Raw genomic sequence first — 15733 nt, forward strand, 5'->3', positions numbered from 1 at the left:
CTTATGACTACTCATCACCTCGTCGTCCAATCCCCTGCCCTGACCGTCGACCAGGCGGAGCAGCTGGCCGCGCTGGCCCAGGCCCAGGGCGTGGCCCGCATCAGCGCCACCGCCGCCCGCCTGCTCGACGTGCAGCACGACGACGCCACCCGCGCCGAGGTCCGCGCCTGGGGGGAAAGCAAGGGCATCGATGCCGCCTTCCTGCCCGCCGGCCTGAAACTGTCCAGCTGCAAGGTGCTGGCCATGGACATGGACTCCACGCTGATCAACATCGAGTGCATCGACGAGATCGCCGGCGTGGCGGGCGTCAAGGACAAGGTGTCGGAAATCACCGAAGCCGCCATGCGCGGCGAGATCAAGGACTTCTCCGAAAGCCTGCGCCGCCGCGTCGCGCTGCTCAAGGGCGTGCCGGCCGAGGCGCTGGAACAGGTCTACGCGGAAAAGCTGCGGCTGAATCCGGGCGCCGAACGGCTGATCGGCACCGCGCAGGCCGCCGGCATCAAGGTGCTGCTGGTGTCGGGCGGCTTCACCTTCTTCACCGACCGGCTGCGCGAGCGCCTGAAGCTGGACAGCGCGCACGCCAACACGCTGGAGATCGACAATGGCGTGCTGACCGGCCGCGTGCTGGGCGACATCCTGGACGCCGACGCCAAGGCCGTCTACCTGCGCGAGTTCGCGCGCCAGCACGACGCCACCAAGGAACAGACCATCGCCATGGGCGACGGCGCCAATGACCTGAAGATGCTGGGCGCGGCCGGCTTCCCGGTGGCCTATCACGCCAAGCCGCTGGTGCGCGAGCAGACGCGCTATGCGCTGAACGTGTCGGGGCTGGATGGCGTGCTGAACTGGTTCGAGAGCTGAGCACGGAAACAGCCATCCGCGCTCGCGGCCTGTTCCCAACGCCGCAAAGCAAAAAGCCACCTTACGGTGGCTTTTTGCTTGCCGGGACAGACCCGGATCAGTAGCGCATGTTCACGCTCAGGATTGCCGAGCGGCCCGGCGCGACGCTGACGTAGTGTGCGGCGTAAGCCTTGTCGTAGTACGTCTTGTCGAACAGGTTGAACACGTTCAGCTGCATGTTCCAGTTCTTGTTGAAGCGGTAGCCGGCCATCGCGTCGAAGCGCCAGTACGACGGGATGTAGGCCGTGTTGGCCGTGTTGCCGTACTGCTTGTCCACGTAATAGGCGCCGCCGCCGACCGTGAAGTCCGGCGTCACCGCGTAGGTGCTCCAGATGTTGAAGGCGTTGCGCGGCGTGTTGGGGAAGTCGTTGCCCTTGTCCGTGGCGACGCCGTCGTCCTTGATCTTGCTCTTCAGGAAGGTGTAGCCGCCGAAGACCTGCCAGGCCGGCGTAATGCTGCCCGAGAAGCCGAGTTCGAAGCCGTCGACCTGCTTCTTGCCGGCCATCGCGTAGGTGTTGTCCGGCAGGGTCAGGCGCGCGTTGGTGGTCTCGGTGCGAAACACCGCGGCCGTCAGCGTCATGCGGCGATCCAGCACTTCCCACTTGGTGCCGAGTTCGTAGGTCTTGTTCTTTTCGGGAGCCATGTCGGCCGCATTCGCGCCGGCGCCGCCGCGTCCAGGAGCCAGGCCATTGCCCGCGCCTTCGCCCGAGTCGCTGTTCGACGGCGTGGACGAGGTGGCATACGACACATAGATGCTGCCATTATCCGCCGGCTTGTACACCAGGCCCAGCTGGTAGTTCCACAGCGTGTCATTGCGCTTGATCACGGTGTAGTTGTTGGCGGGCGTGTTGGTGAACTTGGTCTCGTAGCGATCCAGGCGCAGGCCGCCGTTCACGAGCCACTGCGGCGACAGTTCCACCGTGTCGAAGGCGTAGAGCGACTTCGAAATCGTGCGCGAACGAGTCGGCTGGCCTACGCGTTCACCGTCCAGGGTATTGACCCAGGGATCATGCGGATCGGGATCGTACAGGCTGGTGCAGTTGTACTTGGACGCGGCGCCAAGGAAGTTGCAGGCATTGTCCTTGCCGGAGCCCGTGCCCCGATTCACGGCGATCGAATCCTTCTTGCCCTCTTCCTTCGACACTTCCAGGCCGACGTTGAAGCTATGCTTGAACGAGCCGGTGTCGAACTTGCCCACCAGCTCGGTCTGGTTGGCAAGGCTGTCGACGCGGCTGTCACGGGTGTTGGCGCGACGCCAGACGCGGCCGTTCAGCACGTTGCCCTGGCTGTCGTCCGGCTGGGTCCACACGTATTTCTGCGTGGAGTAGGTGTAGCGCGTCATGTTGCGCAGCGTCAGGCGATCCGAGAAATCGTGCTCGATGCCGATCGTGCCCATGTCGGACGTGGTCTTGCGGTAGTCGCTGGCCAGGCCGTAGAAGTTCTTGCGGTTGACATCGGCGGGGCCCGTCCGGCTCACGCCCATGTAGCTGCCGTCGCGCTTGACCTTGGTGCTCGGATAGGCATACGGAATGCCGCTGTCCGGCAGGTCGTCCGTCTGCATATGGTAGTAGCTCAGGGTCACGCGGGTCGGCGAGTTCAGGCCGAACGTGATCGTGGGCGCCACGCCCCAGCGGCTGTTGTTGACCATGTCGCGGCCGGCCACATCGGCATCGTGGTACATGGCGTTCAGGCGGAACGCCGTCTTCTCGCCCAGCTGCCAGTTGCTGTCTATGGTGCCGCGATAGTAGCTGTCAGTGCCGATGCCCAGGCTGGCGGCGGTGAAGTCTTCCGCCTTGGCCGTCTTGCTGATCAGGTTGACGCTGCCGCCGGCGCCGCCACGGCCGCCGAAGGCGCCGTCCGAGCCCTTGACCACTTCGACCTGCTCCAGGTTGAAGACTTCGCGCGACGTCGCGCCGATGTCGCGCATGCCGTCCACATAGGTGCTGGCCTGGGCGTCATAGCCTCGGATGATCGGCCGGTCGCCCAGCGGATTGCCGCCCTCGCCCGCGCCGAAGGTGATGCCGGGCGAATTGCGCAGCACATCGGTCAGCGAGGACGCCGCCTGGTTCTGGATGACTTCCTGGGGAATCACCTGCACCGACTTGGGCGTGTCCAGCAGCGGCGCGGTGAACTTCTTGGAACCCGATTCCTTGACGTCATAGGGCGTATAGGCTTCGCCTTGCACCTGGACAGGCGCCAGCTGCGTCGCGCCCTGGCCCGACGACTGCGCGTGCGCGCCGGCCGTCAGGAACAGCGCGGGGGTCGCCAGCACTGCCGCCAGCGAGCCGCTGAGCGACGTGACGGCAAAGGAGTCTTCGGGCTTCACAAGGCTTCTCCAGAATATGAATAACAACGATTCTTGTTTTTCGATGGGTTGCGATTGTGAACTTCAAAGCTGAACGTTCGCTGAAAATTGAATATTTACCGGCTCACAGGACGAAAAAACAACAAGAATCGGCGTCTCTTCGTCATATATAGAGGCTTATGACACACCCTCGCTCATCCTCTCGGAGCCATCCGTTCCTGACTGAAGATTGAATGATCAGAAATGCCGCCACGGCTGCCGCAGGCGGCTTCGCGAAGGCGGGCAGCCCATCACACCGCCCATAACAAAAAACGCCCCGTAGGGCGTCTTTCGTCGGCGGGAACCGCTAGGCAAGGGGATTCACTAGCTGCGCAGCCTGGGATGCCGCTTGAACAGATACCGGTACACAAACCCCGGATAAGCCAGCACCAGGAACAGGCTCAGCGTGATGGCGTAGAACTCCCAGGTCTGGGAGAAACGGTTGCCCAGCGTGGACTCGAAGGCGAAACCCAGCGCGCCCACGACCAGGTAGAACACCAGCACTTCCACCAGACGCAGCCAGAACGGCTTGACTGCGGCCTGCCCCGCCTGCTTCCAGGGCAGCACGGCGAACACGCGCTCCGTCAGGAAAGGCAGGTTCGCGCTGACCAGGGCCAGCGCGATCAGGAGCCATACCGCCAGGGTCTGGTTCATCCGGTCCGTCCGCTTACAGCAGGTTCAACGAGCTGCGGATGGCCTGGACGCTCAGCGCCATCAGGCCGCCGGGCAGGATGCCCAGCACCAGGATCAACAGGCCGTTCACCGACAGCACCGCGCGTTGGCCGGCGGAAGCGACCATCGGGGCGGCGTCAGCCGCCGGCTCGTCGAAGTACACGACCTTGACCACGCGCAGGTAGTAGAACGCGCCGATCAGCGAGAACACCACGGCGATCACGGCCAGCGTGACGTGGCCCGCGCCCACCAGCGCCTGCAGCACGGCCAGCTTGGCATAGAAGCCCACCAGCGGCGGGATGCCGGCCAGCGAGAACATCAGCAGCAGCACGATGGCGGCATGCCACGGGCTGCGGCGGTTCAGGCCCTTCAGGTCGTCGATGTGCTCGCACTCGAAACCCTGGCGCGACAGCAGCAGCACGATGCCGAAGCTGGCCAGCGTGGTCAGCACGTAGGTCAGCATGTAGAACAGCGAGGCGCCGTAGGCGGCGGCCGACGCGTCCGGCTTGCCGGCGACCGTGCCCGACATCAGGCCCAGCAGCACGAAGCCCATGTGCGAGATGGTCGAGTAGGCCAGCATGCGCTTGAAGTTGGTCTGCGCGATGGCGGTCAGGTTGCCGATGGCCAGCGACAGCACCGCCAGGATCATCAGCATCGGCTGCCAGTCGGCGGCCAGGCCGTGCAGGCCGTCGACCAGCAGGCGCAGCGTGATCGCGAAGGCGGCCAGCTTGGGCGCGCCGCCCAGGATCAGCGTGACGGCCGTGGGCGAACCCTGGTACACGTCCGGCACCCACATGTGGAACGGCACGGCGCCCAGCTTGAACGCCAGGCCCGACACCAGGAACACGATGCCGAACACCAGCGCCATCTTCTCGGCCTTGCCGGCGGCGACGACCTTGGCGACTTCGGCCAGGTCCAGGTGGCCGGTGGCGCCGTAGACCATGGACATACCGTACAGCAGGAAGCCCGAGGCCAGCGCGCCCAGCACGAAGTACTTCATGGCGGCTTCGGTGGCGACGACGTTGTCGCGGCGCAGCGCGATCAGCGCGTACAGGGCCAGCGACATCAGTTCCAGGCCGAGGTAGATGGAGATCAGGTTCCCGGAGGAAATCATGACCATCTGGCCCAGCAGCGCAAACAGCGTCAGGACGTAGAGTTCACCGCCCTTGAGCATGTCGCGGACCTGGGCGTAGACGCGGCCATAGACCAGCGTGACGGCCACGGCCACATAGGACGCGATCTTCAGCAGATGCGACAGTTCGTCGGTGACGTACAGGCCATTGAAGGTCTTGCCCTTGACGCCGGCGCTCCATTGCATGGCGGACACGACGGTCAACACGCCCAGCGCCAGCATGGTCAGCCAGAACGTCGGCTTGCGCTCGGGGTGATTGCTCACCGCGTCGACGAGCAGGATGGCCAGGCCGAAAACCAGCAGCAGGATTTCCGGTGTCGCCAGGGCGAAATCGATTTGGGATTGCATCATTGTCTTGTCTTACAGTTTCGAGACGCCAACGTGTTGCAGCAGGGCCTCGACCGACACGTGCATCACGTCGGTAAAGGGCTTGGGATAGATCCCCATGTACAACACGGCGATCGCCATCACGCCAAGAATCAGGAATTCGCGACGGTTGATATCGGTCAGCTCGCGCACGTGATCGTTGGCGACGTCGCCCAGCACCACGCGCTTGACCATCCACAACGAGTACGAAGCGCCCAGGATCAGGGCGGTGGCCGCCAGCAGGCCGATCCAGAAGTTGTGCTCGACCGCGCCCATGATCACCATGAACTCGCCGACGAAACCGCTGGTGGCCGGCAGGCCGCTGTTGGCCATCGAGAACAGGATGAAGAACGTGGCGAAGCGCGGCATCACGTTGACCACGCCGCCGTAGTCGGCGATGCGGCGCGAGTGCATGCGGTCATACAGCACGCCGATACACATGAACATGGCGCCCGAGACGAAGCCGTGCGAGATCATCTGCACGATGGCGCCTTCGATGCCGGCCGTGTTGAAGATGAAGAAGCCCAGCGTCACGAAGCCCATGTGGGCCACCGACGAATAGGCCACCAGCTTCTTCATGTCGTCCTGGACGATGGCGACCAGGCCGATGTAGATCACGGCGATCAGCGACAGCGCGATCATCAGGCCGGCCAGGCTGTGCGAGGCGTCAGGGGCGATCGGCAGCGAGAAGCGCAGGAAGCCGTAGGCGCCCAGCTTCAGCATGATCGCGGCCAGCACGATGGAGCCGCCCGTGGGCGCCTCGACGTGGGCGTCCGGCAGCCAGGTGTGCACCGGCCACATCGGCACCTTGACGGCGAAGGCCGCCAGCAGCGCCACGAAGATCAGGATCTGCGGCGTCTGGCCAAGCTTGAGCTGGTGCCAGGACAGGATATCGAACGAGCCGCCCGAGGCGTTCCACAGGTAGATGAAGGCCACCAGCGTCAGCAGCGAGCCCATCAGCGTGTAGAGGAAGAACTTGAAGGCCGCGTAGACCCGGTTCGGTCCGCCCCACACGCCCACGATGATGTACATCGGGATCAGCGTGGCTTCGAAGAACACGTAGAACAGCATGCCGTCCAGCGCCGCGAACACGCCCACCATCAGGCCCGACAGGATCAGGAAGGCGGCCATGTACTGCGCCACGCGGCTGGTGATGACTTCCCAGCCCGCCAGCACCACGATGATGGTGATGAAGGCCGTCAGCAGCACGAACCACAGCGAAATGCCGTCCACGCCCAGGTGGTAGTTGACGTTGAAGGCTTCGATCCAGGACGTCTTCTCGACGAACTGCATCGCGGCCGTCTTGGTGTTGAAGCCGGTGTACAGCGGAATGGTGACGAGGAAGCCCGCGATCGAACCGATCAGCGACAGCCCGCGGGTGAGCCCGGGACGGTCGTCACGGCCCACCGCCAGCACCAGCAGGCCGAATACGATCGGTACGAAGATCGCAAGCGTGAGCCAGGGGAAAGTGTTGGATGCCATCTCGCTTGCCATCATTGGGGAATCAGCACAAAGAAAGTCACCAGCGCCATGATGCCGATGATCATCGCGAACGCGTAGTGATAGATGAAGCCGGACTGCAGGTGGCGGCTGATCGCGGAGACCCAGCCCACGACGCGGGCGCTGCCGTTGACCAGCAGGCCGTCGATCAGGCCGCGGTCACCGGTCTGCCACAGGCCACGGCCCAGGCAGCGCGCGCCGCGCGCGATGATCTGCTCGTTGATCCAATCCACGAAGTACTTGTTCTCGAGGATCCTGTTCACGCCCGACAGGCTGGACTTGATCGCGGCCGGAACCTTCGGGTTGATCAGGTAGCAGTACCAGGCGATGACGGCGCCAGCCACGACCAGCCAGAACGGCAGGGTCTGGAAGGCGTGCATGCCGAAGGCGACCCAGCCGTGCCACTCTTCGTGCAGCTCGTGCATGGCCGGATGCTGCGGCAGGACCTTGATCACGCCGTCGAAGAACTTGCCGAACAGCATGGGATCCACGACCCAGGCGCCGATCAGCACCGAGGGGATCGCCAGCAGCAGCAGCGGCAGGGTCACAACCCAGGGCGACTCATGCGGCGTGCCGCCATGATGGCCGTGGTCGTCGTGGCCATGATCGTCGTGGCCGTGGCCATGACCGTGACCGCTGGTGTCGAAGCGTTCCTTGCCGTGGAAGACCAGGAAGTACACGCGGAACGAGTACAGCGAGGTCACGAACACGCCGATCAGCGTCGCGTAGTAGGCGAAGCTCGCGCCCCACACCTTGGCGGCGCCTGCCGCTTCGATGATGTGTTCCTTCGAGTAGAAGCCCGAGAAGAACGGCGTGCCGACCAGGGCCAGCGTGCCCAGGAGGAAGGTGATCCAGGTGATGGGCATGTACTTGCGCAGGCCGCCCATGTTGCGGATGTCCTGGTCGTGGTGCATGCCGATGATGACCGAGCCCGCGCCCAGGAACAGCAGCGCCTTGAAGAAGGCGTGGGTCATCAGGTGGAAGATCGCCACCGAGTAGGCCGAGGCGCCGAGCGCCACGGTCATGTAGCCCAGCTGCGACAGCGTGGAGTACGCGACCACGCGCTTGATGTCGTTCTGGATGATGCCCAGGATGCCCAGGAACAGCGCGCCGATGGCGCCGATCACGATGATGAAGGACAGCGCGACGTCGGACAGCTCGAACAGCGGCGAGAAGCGCGCGACCATGAAGATGCCGGCCGTCACCATGGTGGCGGCGTGGATCAGCGCGGAGATCGGGGTCGGGCCTTCCATCGAGTCGGGCAGCCAGGCGTGCAGCGGAACCTGGGCCGACTTGCCCATGGCGCCGATGAACAGGCAGATGCAGGCCACGGTCAGCAGCATCCAGTCCGAGCCGGGCAGCGTCAGCTTGGCCAGCTTGTCGGCCTGGGCGAAGACTTCGCCGTAGTGCATGGTACCGGCGTAGGCGAACAGCAGGCCGATGCCCAGCACGAAGCCGAAGTCGCCGACGCGGTTGATCAGGAACGCCTTCATGTTGGCGAAGATCGCCGTGGGACGGGTGTACCAGAAACCGATCAGCAGGTACGACACCAGGCCCACCGCTTCCCAGCCGAAGAACAGCTGCACCATGTTGTTCGACATCACCAGCATCAGCATGGAGAACGTGAACAGCGAGATGTACGAGAAGAAGCGCTGGTAGCCGGGATCGTCGGCCATGTAGCCGATGGTGTAGATGTGCACCATCAGCGAGACCGAGGTCACCACGACCATCATCATGGCCGACAGCGGATCGATCAGGAAGCCGATTTCCAGCTTGGTCTGGCCGATCAGGCTCCAGGTGTAGACCGCGCCGTCGAAGCGCAGGCCGTTGAGGACGTCGCCCAGCACCACCACCGAACCGATGGCGGAGATGAGCACGCCCAGGATGGTGATGACGTGCGAGGCGCGGCGTCCGATCGGCCGGCCGAGAAAGCCGGTGCCGAACAGGCCCGCGAGGATTGCCCCGGCCAGCGGCGCCAGCGCGATGAGCAGGTAGAGATTGGGTGAGCTAGACATATTCTTCCAATACCCCGTCAGCCCTTCAGGCGATCGAGTTCGTCAACGTTGATCGTGTTCAGGTTGCGGAACAGCAGCACCAGGATGGCCAGGCCGATCGCCGCCTCGGCGGCGGCCACGGTCAGGATGAAGAACACGAACACCTGGCCGGCGGCGTCGCCGAACCAGCTGGAAAACGCCACGAAGTTCATGTTGACGGCCAGGAGCACCAGCTCGATGGACATCAGCAGGATGATGAGGTTGCGGCGGTTCAGGAAGATGCCGAAGATGCCGATGGCGAACAGGATCGCCCCGAGGATCAGGTAGTGGGCCAGCGTCAGCGTCATTGTTTTTCTCCTTGCGGCGCGGCAGCGTCGGCTTGCGTGCCGTTCTGCTTGGCCAGGGCGCGCTCGCTCTGGGCGGGCATGCTCACCAGGCGGAAGCGGTCCTTGGCGCGCACCCGGACGGCGGCGACGGGGTCGTTGTACTTGACGTCGCGGCGGCGACGCAGGGTCAGCGCGATGGCGGCGACCATGCCGACCAGCAGCAGCGCGGCGCCGACTTCAATGGCGTAGACGTACTGCGTATACATCAGCTCGCCCAGCGCGCGGGCGTTGTTGTAGTCGCCGGCGACAGGCGCCTGCGGGCCCGCGCCATACCAGGTCGAACCCAGCACGAAGGCCATCTCGACGACCATGACCAGGCCGATGACCAGGCCCAGCGGCAGGTAGGTCTTCAGGCCGCCGCGCAGGGCGTCGATGCGGATGTCCAGCATCATGACCACGAAGAGGAAGAGCACCATCACGGCGCCCACATACACCAGCACCAGCAGCAGCGCCAGGAACTCGGCGCCCAGCAGCATCCACAGCATCGCCGCGTTGGCGAAGGCCAGGATCAGGTGCATGACGGCGGTGACCGGGCTGCGCGCGGTGATCACGCGGAACGCCGCGATCACCAGCACGGCGGCCAGCAGGTAGAAAAGGACAGTGGTAAAAGTCATGGATCAGGACCCTGGGCTCAACGGTAGGGAGCGTCTTCGGCCCGGCGGCGGGCGATGTCGGCTTCGTAGCGGTCGCCCACGGCGAGCAGCATGTCTTTGGTGAAGTACAGGTCGCCGCGCTTTTCACCGTGGTATTCGTGGATGTGCGTTTCCACGATCGAGTCCACGGGGCAGCTTTCCTCACAGAAGCCGCAGAAAATGCACTTCGTCAGGTCGATGTCGTAGCGCGTGGTGCGGCGGGTGCCGTCCTCGCGCTGGTCCGATTCGATGGTGATGGCCATCGCCGGGCACACCGCTTCGCACAGTTTGCAGGCAATGCAGCGCTCTTCGCCGTTGGGATAACGGCGCAGCGCGTGCAGGCCACGGAAACGCGCCGACATCGGCGTCTTTTCCTGGGGGTAGCGCAAGGTAACCTTGCGCTTGAAGAAATACTTGCCCGTCAGGCGCATGCCCTTGAGCAATTCGGTCAGCATCAGGCTGCCGAAGAAATCCTTGATCGCTTCCATATCGTGCCTCTGCCTGGCGGCTTAGCGCCAAATATTCCAGGGCGTCTGCATCCAGATCGCCACAACGACCAGCCACACGCCGGTCAGCGGGATGAAGATCTTCCAACCCAAACGCATGATCTGGTCGTAGCGGTAACGCGGGAACGACGCGCGGAACCAGACGAACAACGAGACCACCACGAACGTCTTCAGGCCAAGCCAGATCCAACCCGGAACCCAGGTCAGCGGGGCGATTTCGATCGGAGCGGTCCAGCCGCCCAGGAACATGATCGAGGCCATGCAGGACAGCAGGATCATGTTGGCGTATTCGCCCAGGAAGAACAGCGCGAAGGCCATGCCCGAGTATTCGACCATGTGGCCGGCCACGATTTCCGATTCGCCTTCGACCACGTCGAACGGGTGACGGTTGGTTTCGGCCACGGCCGAGATCACGTAGATCACGAACAGCGGCAGCAGCGGCAGCCAGTTCCAGGACAGGAAGTTCAGGCCCTTGTCGGCGAACCAGCCGCGGGTCTGGCCCATCACGATCTCGGACATGTTCAGGCTGCCCGACACCAGCAACACGGTGACCAGCACGAAACCGATGGCCAGTTCGTACGACACCATCTGCGCCGAGGCGCGCAGCGCGCCCAGGAAGGCGTACTTGGAGTTCGAGGCCCAGCCGGCCACGATCACGCCGTACACGCCGATGGACGTGATGGCCATGACGTACAGCAGGCCGGCGTTGACGTTGGCCAGCACCACGTCGGGGCCGAAGGGCACCACGGCCCAGGCCGCCAGCGCGGGCATCAGGGTGACGACCGGCGCCACCACGAACAGCACCTTGTTGGCTTCGCTGGGGACCACGACTTCCTTGGTCAGCAGCTTGAACACGTCGGCGAAGGGCTGCAGCAGCCCCTTGAAGCCCACGCGGTTCGGTCCCATGCGGACGTGCATGGCGCCGATCATCTTGCGTTCCCAGTACGTCAGGTACGCGACGCACAGGATGATGGGCACTGCGATCACGACGATCTTGATGATCGTCCACAGAACCAGCCAGACCGTCGGGCCGAGCAACGCCTGGCCGTGGCTCTGGAGAACATTAAGCCATTCCATCAGGCACGCTCCACGCTGATTTGACCGAATGCGCCACCCAGGGCCACGGTGCTTTCAAAGGCTGCGGAGATGCGCAGGGCGCGATCGGCCACGGCATCATCCTGCACGGTTTCGAGTTCGACGGCGCCCTGCCCGCCCGTCACGCGCACCTTGACGCCGGCCGTCAGGCCGAGGCTGGTGAGCGTGCGGCCGTTCATGCGCGCGGCGGGCTGCTTCGAGGCCGGCGCGGCCTGCAGCGGCTCGGAACGGCGCACCATGGCGTCGCTGCGATAGATCGGCACGTCGGCCACCCGCTCCAGGCCGCCCAGGACCTGGCCCAGGCCCGGTTGGGCCTTGATGGCGTTGGACAGGCGATTTTCCACGCCGCCGGCCAGCACGGTGTCGCGCACGGACTCGGAGGTCTCGTCGTCGAAGCCGGCCAGATGCAGGACGTTGCCCAGCACGCGCAGGACCTTCCAGCCCGGACGGGTCTGGCCGAACGGCGCGACCGTGCCCTTGAAGCTTTGCGGCAGGCCCTGGGCGTTGACGTAGGTGCCCGAGGTTTCGGTGAACGGCGACACGGGCAGCATGACATCGGCCCAGTCGGCGGCAGCCGAGCGGTACGGGGTCAGCGCCACGGCGAACTGCGCGCCGCGCAGCGCGGCCACGGCCTGGCCGCCGTTGTCGGCGTCCAGCAACGGCTCGGCGTGCAGCACGACGTAGGCCTTCAGCGGCTCGGCCAGCATGGCGGCGGCGTTCTTGCCGCCCTGCCCCGGCACGGCGCCAGCCAGATAACCGCCGACGGTGTTGCCGCCAGAGGTGAGGAAGCCGAACTTGCCGCCGGCCAGCGCGGCCACGGCCTGGCCATTGGCGGCCAGGGTCGAGGCCTGGGCGCTGGCCACGGCCAGGTTGCCCATCAGCACGGCGCTGTTGGAACCCGAGGCCAGGCTGGCGGCGATGATCTTGGCTTGTTCACCCGGCGTGACCGAAGCGAACTCGGCCGGCACGGCCTGTTCCTTGGCCTGGGCCAGCGCGACGGCCACTTCGGCCAGCGCGCGCGCCAACTCGGAGGGCGCCACGGTGATGCGCCCGGCGACCGGCATCAGCGGATCGTCGGCGGCGCTGTCGACCAGCAGGATCTGCGTGCCGCGCTTGGCGGCCTGGCGCAGGCGCTGGGCCATCAGCGGGTGGTCCTTGCGCAGGAACGAACCGACCACCAGCACGCGGTCCAGGTTGTCCAGCTCGGCGATGGGCATGCCCAGCCACGGCGCGCCCGACAGGGCGGCGTCGAAGGACGCGTCGGTCTGGCGCAGGCGGAAGTCGATGTTCTCGGAACCCAGCGCGCGGACCAGGCGGCCCAGCAGCGCGTACTCTTCAAGCGTGGCGTACTCGGAGGCCAGCGCGCCGATCTGGCCGGCGCCGAAGCTGTCGCGCACGCGCGACAGACCTTGGGCCACGGCCTGGAGCGCGTCGGCCCAGGAGGCTTCCTGCCACTTGCCGTCGGCGCCCTTGATCATGGGCGCGGACAGGCGGTCTTCGCTGTTCAGGCCTTCATACGAGAAGCGGTCGCGGTCGCTGATCCAGCATTCGTTGACGGCTTCGTCCTCGAACGGCACCACGCGCATGACGCGGTCGCCCTTGACCTGGATGACCAGGTTGGCGCCCAGGCTGTCGTGCGGGCTGACCGAGCGGCGGCGGGCCAGCTCCCAGGTGCGCGCGCTGTAGCGGAAGGGCTTGGAGGTCAGCGCGCCCACCGGACAGATGTCGATCATGTTGCCCGACAGTTCGGACTCGATCGAGCGGCCCACGAAGGACGTGATCTCGGAGTGTTCGCCACGGCCGAGCATGCCCAGTTCCATGACGCCGGCGATTTCCTGGCCGAAGCGCACGCAGCGGGTGCAGTGGATGCAGCGGCTCATTTCCTCGGCCGACACCAGCGGGCCCAGGTCCTTGTGGAACACCACGCGCTTCTCTTCCTGGTAACGCGAGGAAGAGCCGCCATAGCCCACGGCCAGATCCTGCAGCTGGCACTCGCCGCCCTGATCGCAGATCGGGCAATCCAGCGGGTGATTGATCAGCAGGAATTCCATCACCGACTGCTGAGCGGCGCGAGCCTTCTCGGAGCAGGTGTGCACGACCATGCCGTTGGTAACGGGGGTGGCGCAGGCGGGCAGCGCCTTGGGCGCCTTTTCCACTTCAACCAGGCACATGCGGCAGTTGGCCGCGATGGACAGTTTCTTGTGGTAGCAGAAATGCGGCACGTAAAGCCCGATCTTCTGGGCCGCATGCATCACCATGCTGCCTTCGGGCACTTCGACCTTATTGCCGTCGACGGTTAGTTCAACCATTGCTGTTCCTGAGACCTACAGATATTGCGGGACCACACAAGACTTGTGCTCGATGTGGTGCGCGAATTCGTCGCGAAAATGCTTGAGGAAGCCACGCACGGGCATGGCCGCGGCGTCGCCCAGGGCGCAGATGGTGCGGCCCATGATGTTGCCCGCCACGTTGTCCAGCATGTCCAGATCTTCCGGACGGCCGTGGCCGGTTTCAATGCGGTGCACCATGCGGTACAGCCAGCCGGTGCCTTCACGGCACGGCGTGCACTGGCCGCAGCTTTCCTCGAAATAGAAGTACGACAGGCGCATGAGCGACTTGACCATGCAGCGCGTCTCGTCCATGACGATCACGGCGCCCGAACCCAGCATGGAGCCCGCCTTGGCGATGGCGTCGTAGTCCATGGTGGTGTCCATCATGATGTCGGCGGGCAGCACCGGAGCGCTGGAACCGCCGGGGATCACGGCCTTGAGCTTCTTGCCGCCGCGCATGCCGCCGGCCAGCTCGAGCAGCGTCGAGAACGGGGTGCCCAGCGGGATCTCGTAGTTGCCGGGACGCTCGACGTCGCCGGAGATCGAGAACAGCTTGGTGCCGCCGTTGTTGGGCTTGCCGACCTCGAGGTAGGCCTGGCCGCCGTTGCGGATGATCCAGGGCACCGCCGCGAAGGTCTCGGTGTTGTTGATGGTGGTGGGCTTGCCGTACAGGCCGAAGCTGGCCGGGAACGGCGGCTTGAAGCGCGGCTGGCCCTTCTTGCCTTCCAGCGATTCGAGCAGCGCGGTTTCTTCGCCGCAGATGTAGGCGCCGTAGCCATGGAACGCGTGCAGCTGGAAGTTGAATTCCGAGCCCAGGATCTTGTCGCCCAGGAAGCCGGCGGCGCGCGCCTCTTCCAGCGCCTCTTCGAAGCGTTGGTAGACCTCGAAGATTTCGCCGTGGATGTAGTTGTAGCCCACGCTGATGCCCATCGCGTAGGCGGCGATGGCCATGCCTTCGATCACGATGTGCGGGTTGAAGCGCAGGATGTCGCGGTCCTTGAACGTGCCCGGCTCGCCTTCGTCGGAGTTGCAGACGAGGTACTTCTGGCCCGGGAACGCGCGCGGCATGAAGCTCCACTTCAGGCCGGTCGGGAAGCCCGCGCCGCCACGGCCGCGCAGACCCGAGGCCTTGACCTCGGCGATCACGTCCTCCGGCTTCATGCCGGTGGTCAGGATCTTCTTCAGGGCTTCGTAGCCGCCACGTTTGACGTAGTCGGCCAGGCGCCAGTTGGCGCCGTCGACGTCGGCCATGATCTGCGGCTTGATGTGCCGGCCGTGCAGGCACATGGAATTGGCCAGGTCGTTCAGCGGATTGGGATCCAGACCTTGCGAGAACTGCTTGTAGATGTCGGGCGCGTTCATGCCGACTCTCCTTGCGCCTTCAGGGCCGCGACCAGCGCGTCCAGCTTTTCTTCCGTCATGCGCACGCACATGTGCTTGTTGTTGACCAGCAGCACGGGGGAATCGCCGCAGGCGCCCATGCACTCGCCTTCCACCAGCGTGAACTGGCCGTCGGCGGTGGTTTCCTTCCAGTCGACGCCCAGCTTGCGCTTGAGGTAATCGCCGACGCGTTCGCCGTCGCGCAAGGCACAGGGCAAGTTCGTGCAGACCGAGATCTTGTTCTTGCCGACGGGCTTGACGTCGAACATGTTGTAGAAAGTGGCGACTTCCTGGACCGCGATGGGCGGAACGCCGATGTAGTTGGCCACATCCTCGATGATGTCGGTCGCCAACCAGCCCTTTTCTTCTTGCGCGATGGCAAGCGAGGCCATGATGGCGGACTGCCGCTGGTCGGCCGGGAACTTCGCGAGTTCTCGGTCGATTTTCTGGTAGGCCTGTTCGGAAAGCAGCATAGTTTGAATCCGGGTTATGCGGT

General features: G+C 64.8%; 13 protein-coding genes. 1 reads left to right on the forward strand and 12 read right to left on the reverse strand.

Going from position 1 to position 15733, the window contains the following annotated elements; translation table 11 throughout:
• The first annotated feature begins 3 nt into the window (after nt 1-3).
• A complete protein-coding gene (serB, locus tag AC6LJ5_RS13825; protein WP_498140755.1) occupies nt 4-861 on the forward strand; it encodes a phosphoserine phosphatase SerB in 858 nt (285 codons plus the stop codon).
• Nucleotides 862-958: 97 nt separating this feature from the next.
• Here the strand turns inward: serB and AC6LJ5_RS13830 are convergent, their stop codons facing one another.
• From AC6LJ5_RS13830 to nuoE, 12 genes are all read right to left on the reverse strand, one after another.
• Complete coding sequence (locus AC6LJ5_RS13830; protein WP_103273073.1) at nt 959-3226, reverse strand: TonB-dependent receptor; 2268 nt, start codon at nt 3224-3226, stop codon at nt 959-961.
• Between the two features lie 342 nt (nt 3227-3568).
• Entirely contained in the window at nt 3569-3898 is a 330-nt protein-coding gene (locus AC6LJ5_RS13835) for a DUF2818 family protein (protein WP_498140756.1), read from the reverse strand.
• A gap of 13 nt (nt 3899-3911) precedes the next feature.
• Nucleotides 3912-5399: an NADH-quinone oxidoreductase subunit NuoN gene (gene nuoN / locus AC6LJ5_RS13840; protein WP_103273071.1), complete on the reverse strand. Its 1488-nt coding sequence runs from the start codon at nt 5397-5399 to the stop codon at nt 3912-3914.
• 9 nt (nt 5400-5408) lie between these two features.
• The gene (locus AC6LJ5_RS13845) at nt 5409-6911 is read right to left on the reverse strand and encodes an NADH-quinone oxidoreductase subunit M (protein WP_103273070.1); all 1503 of its coding nucleotides are present in this window, start codon (nt 6909-6911) and stop codon (nt 5409-5411) included.
• On the reverse strand, nt 6908-8929 hold the full coding sequence (gene nuoL, locus AC6LJ5_RS13850) for an NADH-quinone oxidoreductase subunit L (RefSeq protein ID WP_498140757.1): 2022 nt from the start codon (nt 8927-8929) through the stop codon (nt 6908-6910). The genes AC6LJ5_RS13845 and nuoL overlap by 4 nt, the downstream gene beginning before the upstream one ends.
• Nucleotides 8930-8946: 17 nt before the next feature.
• Nucleotides 8947-9255: an NADH-quinone oxidoreductase subunit NuoK gene (gene nuoK / locus AC6LJ5_RS13855; RefSeq protein WP_103273068.1), complete on the reverse strand. Its 309-nt coding sequence runs from the start codon at nt 9253-9255 to the stop codon at nt 8947-8949.
• Nucleotides 9252-9908, reverse strand: coding sequence for an NADH-quinone oxidoreductase subunit J (locus tag AC6LJ5_RS13860; protein ID WP_103273067.1), 657 nt, complete (start codon nt 9906-9908; stop codon nt 9252-9254). The genes nuoK and AC6LJ5_RS13860 overlap by 4 nt, the downstream gene beginning before the upstream one ends.
• A 17-nt stretch (nt 9909-9925) precedes the next feature.
• Nucleotides 9926-10414, reverse strand: coding sequence for an NADH-quinone oxidoreductase subunit NuoI (nuoI, locus tag AC6LJ5_RS13865; RefSeq protein ID WP_103273066.1), 489 nt, complete (start codon nt 10412-10414; stop codon nt 9926-9928).
• 21 nt (nt 10415-10435) lie between these two features.
• Entirely contained in the window at nt 10436-11509 is a 1074-nt protein-coding gene (nuoH, locus tag AC6LJ5_RS13870) for an NADH-quinone oxidoreductase subunit NuoH (RefSeq protein WP_103273065.1), read from the reverse strand.
• On the reverse strand, nt 11509-13836 hold the full coding sequence (gene nuoG / locus AC6LJ5_RS13875; RefSeq protein ID WP_392409673.1) for an NADH-quinone oxidoreductase subunit NuoG: 2328 nt from the start codon (nt 13834-13836) through the stop codon (nt 11509-11511). The genes nuoH and nuoG overlap by 1 nt, the downstream gene beginning before the upstream one ends.
• Nucleotides 13837-13851: 15 nt before the next feature.
• Nucleotides 13852-15219, reverse strand: coding sequence for an NADH-quinone oxidoreductase subunit NuoF (gene nuoF / locus AC6LJ5_RS13880; RefSeq protein ID WP_392409674.1), 1368 nt, complete (start codon nt 15217-15219; stop codon nt 13852-13854).
• A complete protein-coding gene (gene nuoE, locus AC6LJ5_RS13885; RefSeq protein ID WP_103273062.1) occupies nt 15216-15710 on the reverse strand; it encodes an NADH-quinone oxidoreductase subunit NuoE in 495 nt (164 codons plus the stop codon). Before nuoE ends, nuoF begins: the two co-directional genes overlap by 4 nt.
• Nucleotides 15711-15733 lie beyond the last annotated feature (23 nt).

This window comes from Achromobacter sp. 1011791174 (assembly GCF_059760925.1).

Excerpts from the sequence above, each read along its gene's own strand:
- nuoK (WP_103273068.1), bottom strand. The coding sequence starts at position 9,255 with ATGACGCTGACGCTGGCCCACTACCTGATCCTCGGGGCGATCCTGTTC.
- nuoF (WP_392409674.1), bottom strand. The coding sequence starts at position 15,219 with ATGAACGCGCCCGACATCTACAAGCAGTTCTCGCAAGGTCTGGATCCC.
- nuoL (WP_498140757.1), bottom strand. The coding sequence starts at position 8,929 with ATGTCTAGCTCACCCAATCTCTACCTGCTCATCGCGCTGGCGCCGCTG.
- AC6LJ5_RS13845 (WP_103273070.1), bottom strand. The coding sequence starts at position 6,911 with ATGATGGCAAGCGAGATGGCATCCAACACTTTCCCCTGGCTCACGCTT.
- nuoG (WP_392409673.1), bottom strand. The coding sequence starts at position 13,836 with ATGGTTGAACTAACCGTCGACGGCAATAAGGTCGAAGTGCCCGAAGGC.
- nuoN (WP_103273071.1), bottom strand. The coding sequence starts at position 5,399 with ATGATGCAATCCCAAATCGATTTCGCCCTGGCGACACCGGAAATCCTG.
- AC6LJ5_RS13835 (WP_498140756.1), bottom strand. The coding sequence starts at position 3,898 with ATGAACCAGACCCTGGCGGTATGGCTCCTGATCGCGCTGGCCCTGGTC.
- nuoH (WP_103273065.1), bottom strand. The coding sequence starts at position 11,509 with ATGGAATGGCTTAATGTTCTCCAGAGCCACGGCCAGGCGTTGCTCGGC.
- serB (WP_498140755.1), top strand. The coding sequence starts at position 4 with ATGACTACTCATCACCTCGTCGTCCAATCCCCTGCCCTGACCGTCGAC.
- nuoE (WP_103273062.1), bottom strand. The coding sequence starts at position 15,710 with ATGCTGCTTTCCGAACAGGCCTACCAGAAAATCGACCGAGAACTCGCG.
- nuoI (WP_103273066.1), bottom strand. The coding sequence starts at position 10,414 with ATGGAAGCGATCAAGGATTTCTTCGGCAGCCTGATGCTGACCGAATTG.
- AC6LJ5_RS13860 (WP_103273067.1), bottom strand. The coding sequence starts at position 9,908 with ATGACTTTTACCACTGTCCTTTTCTACCTGCTGGCCGCCGTGCTGGTG.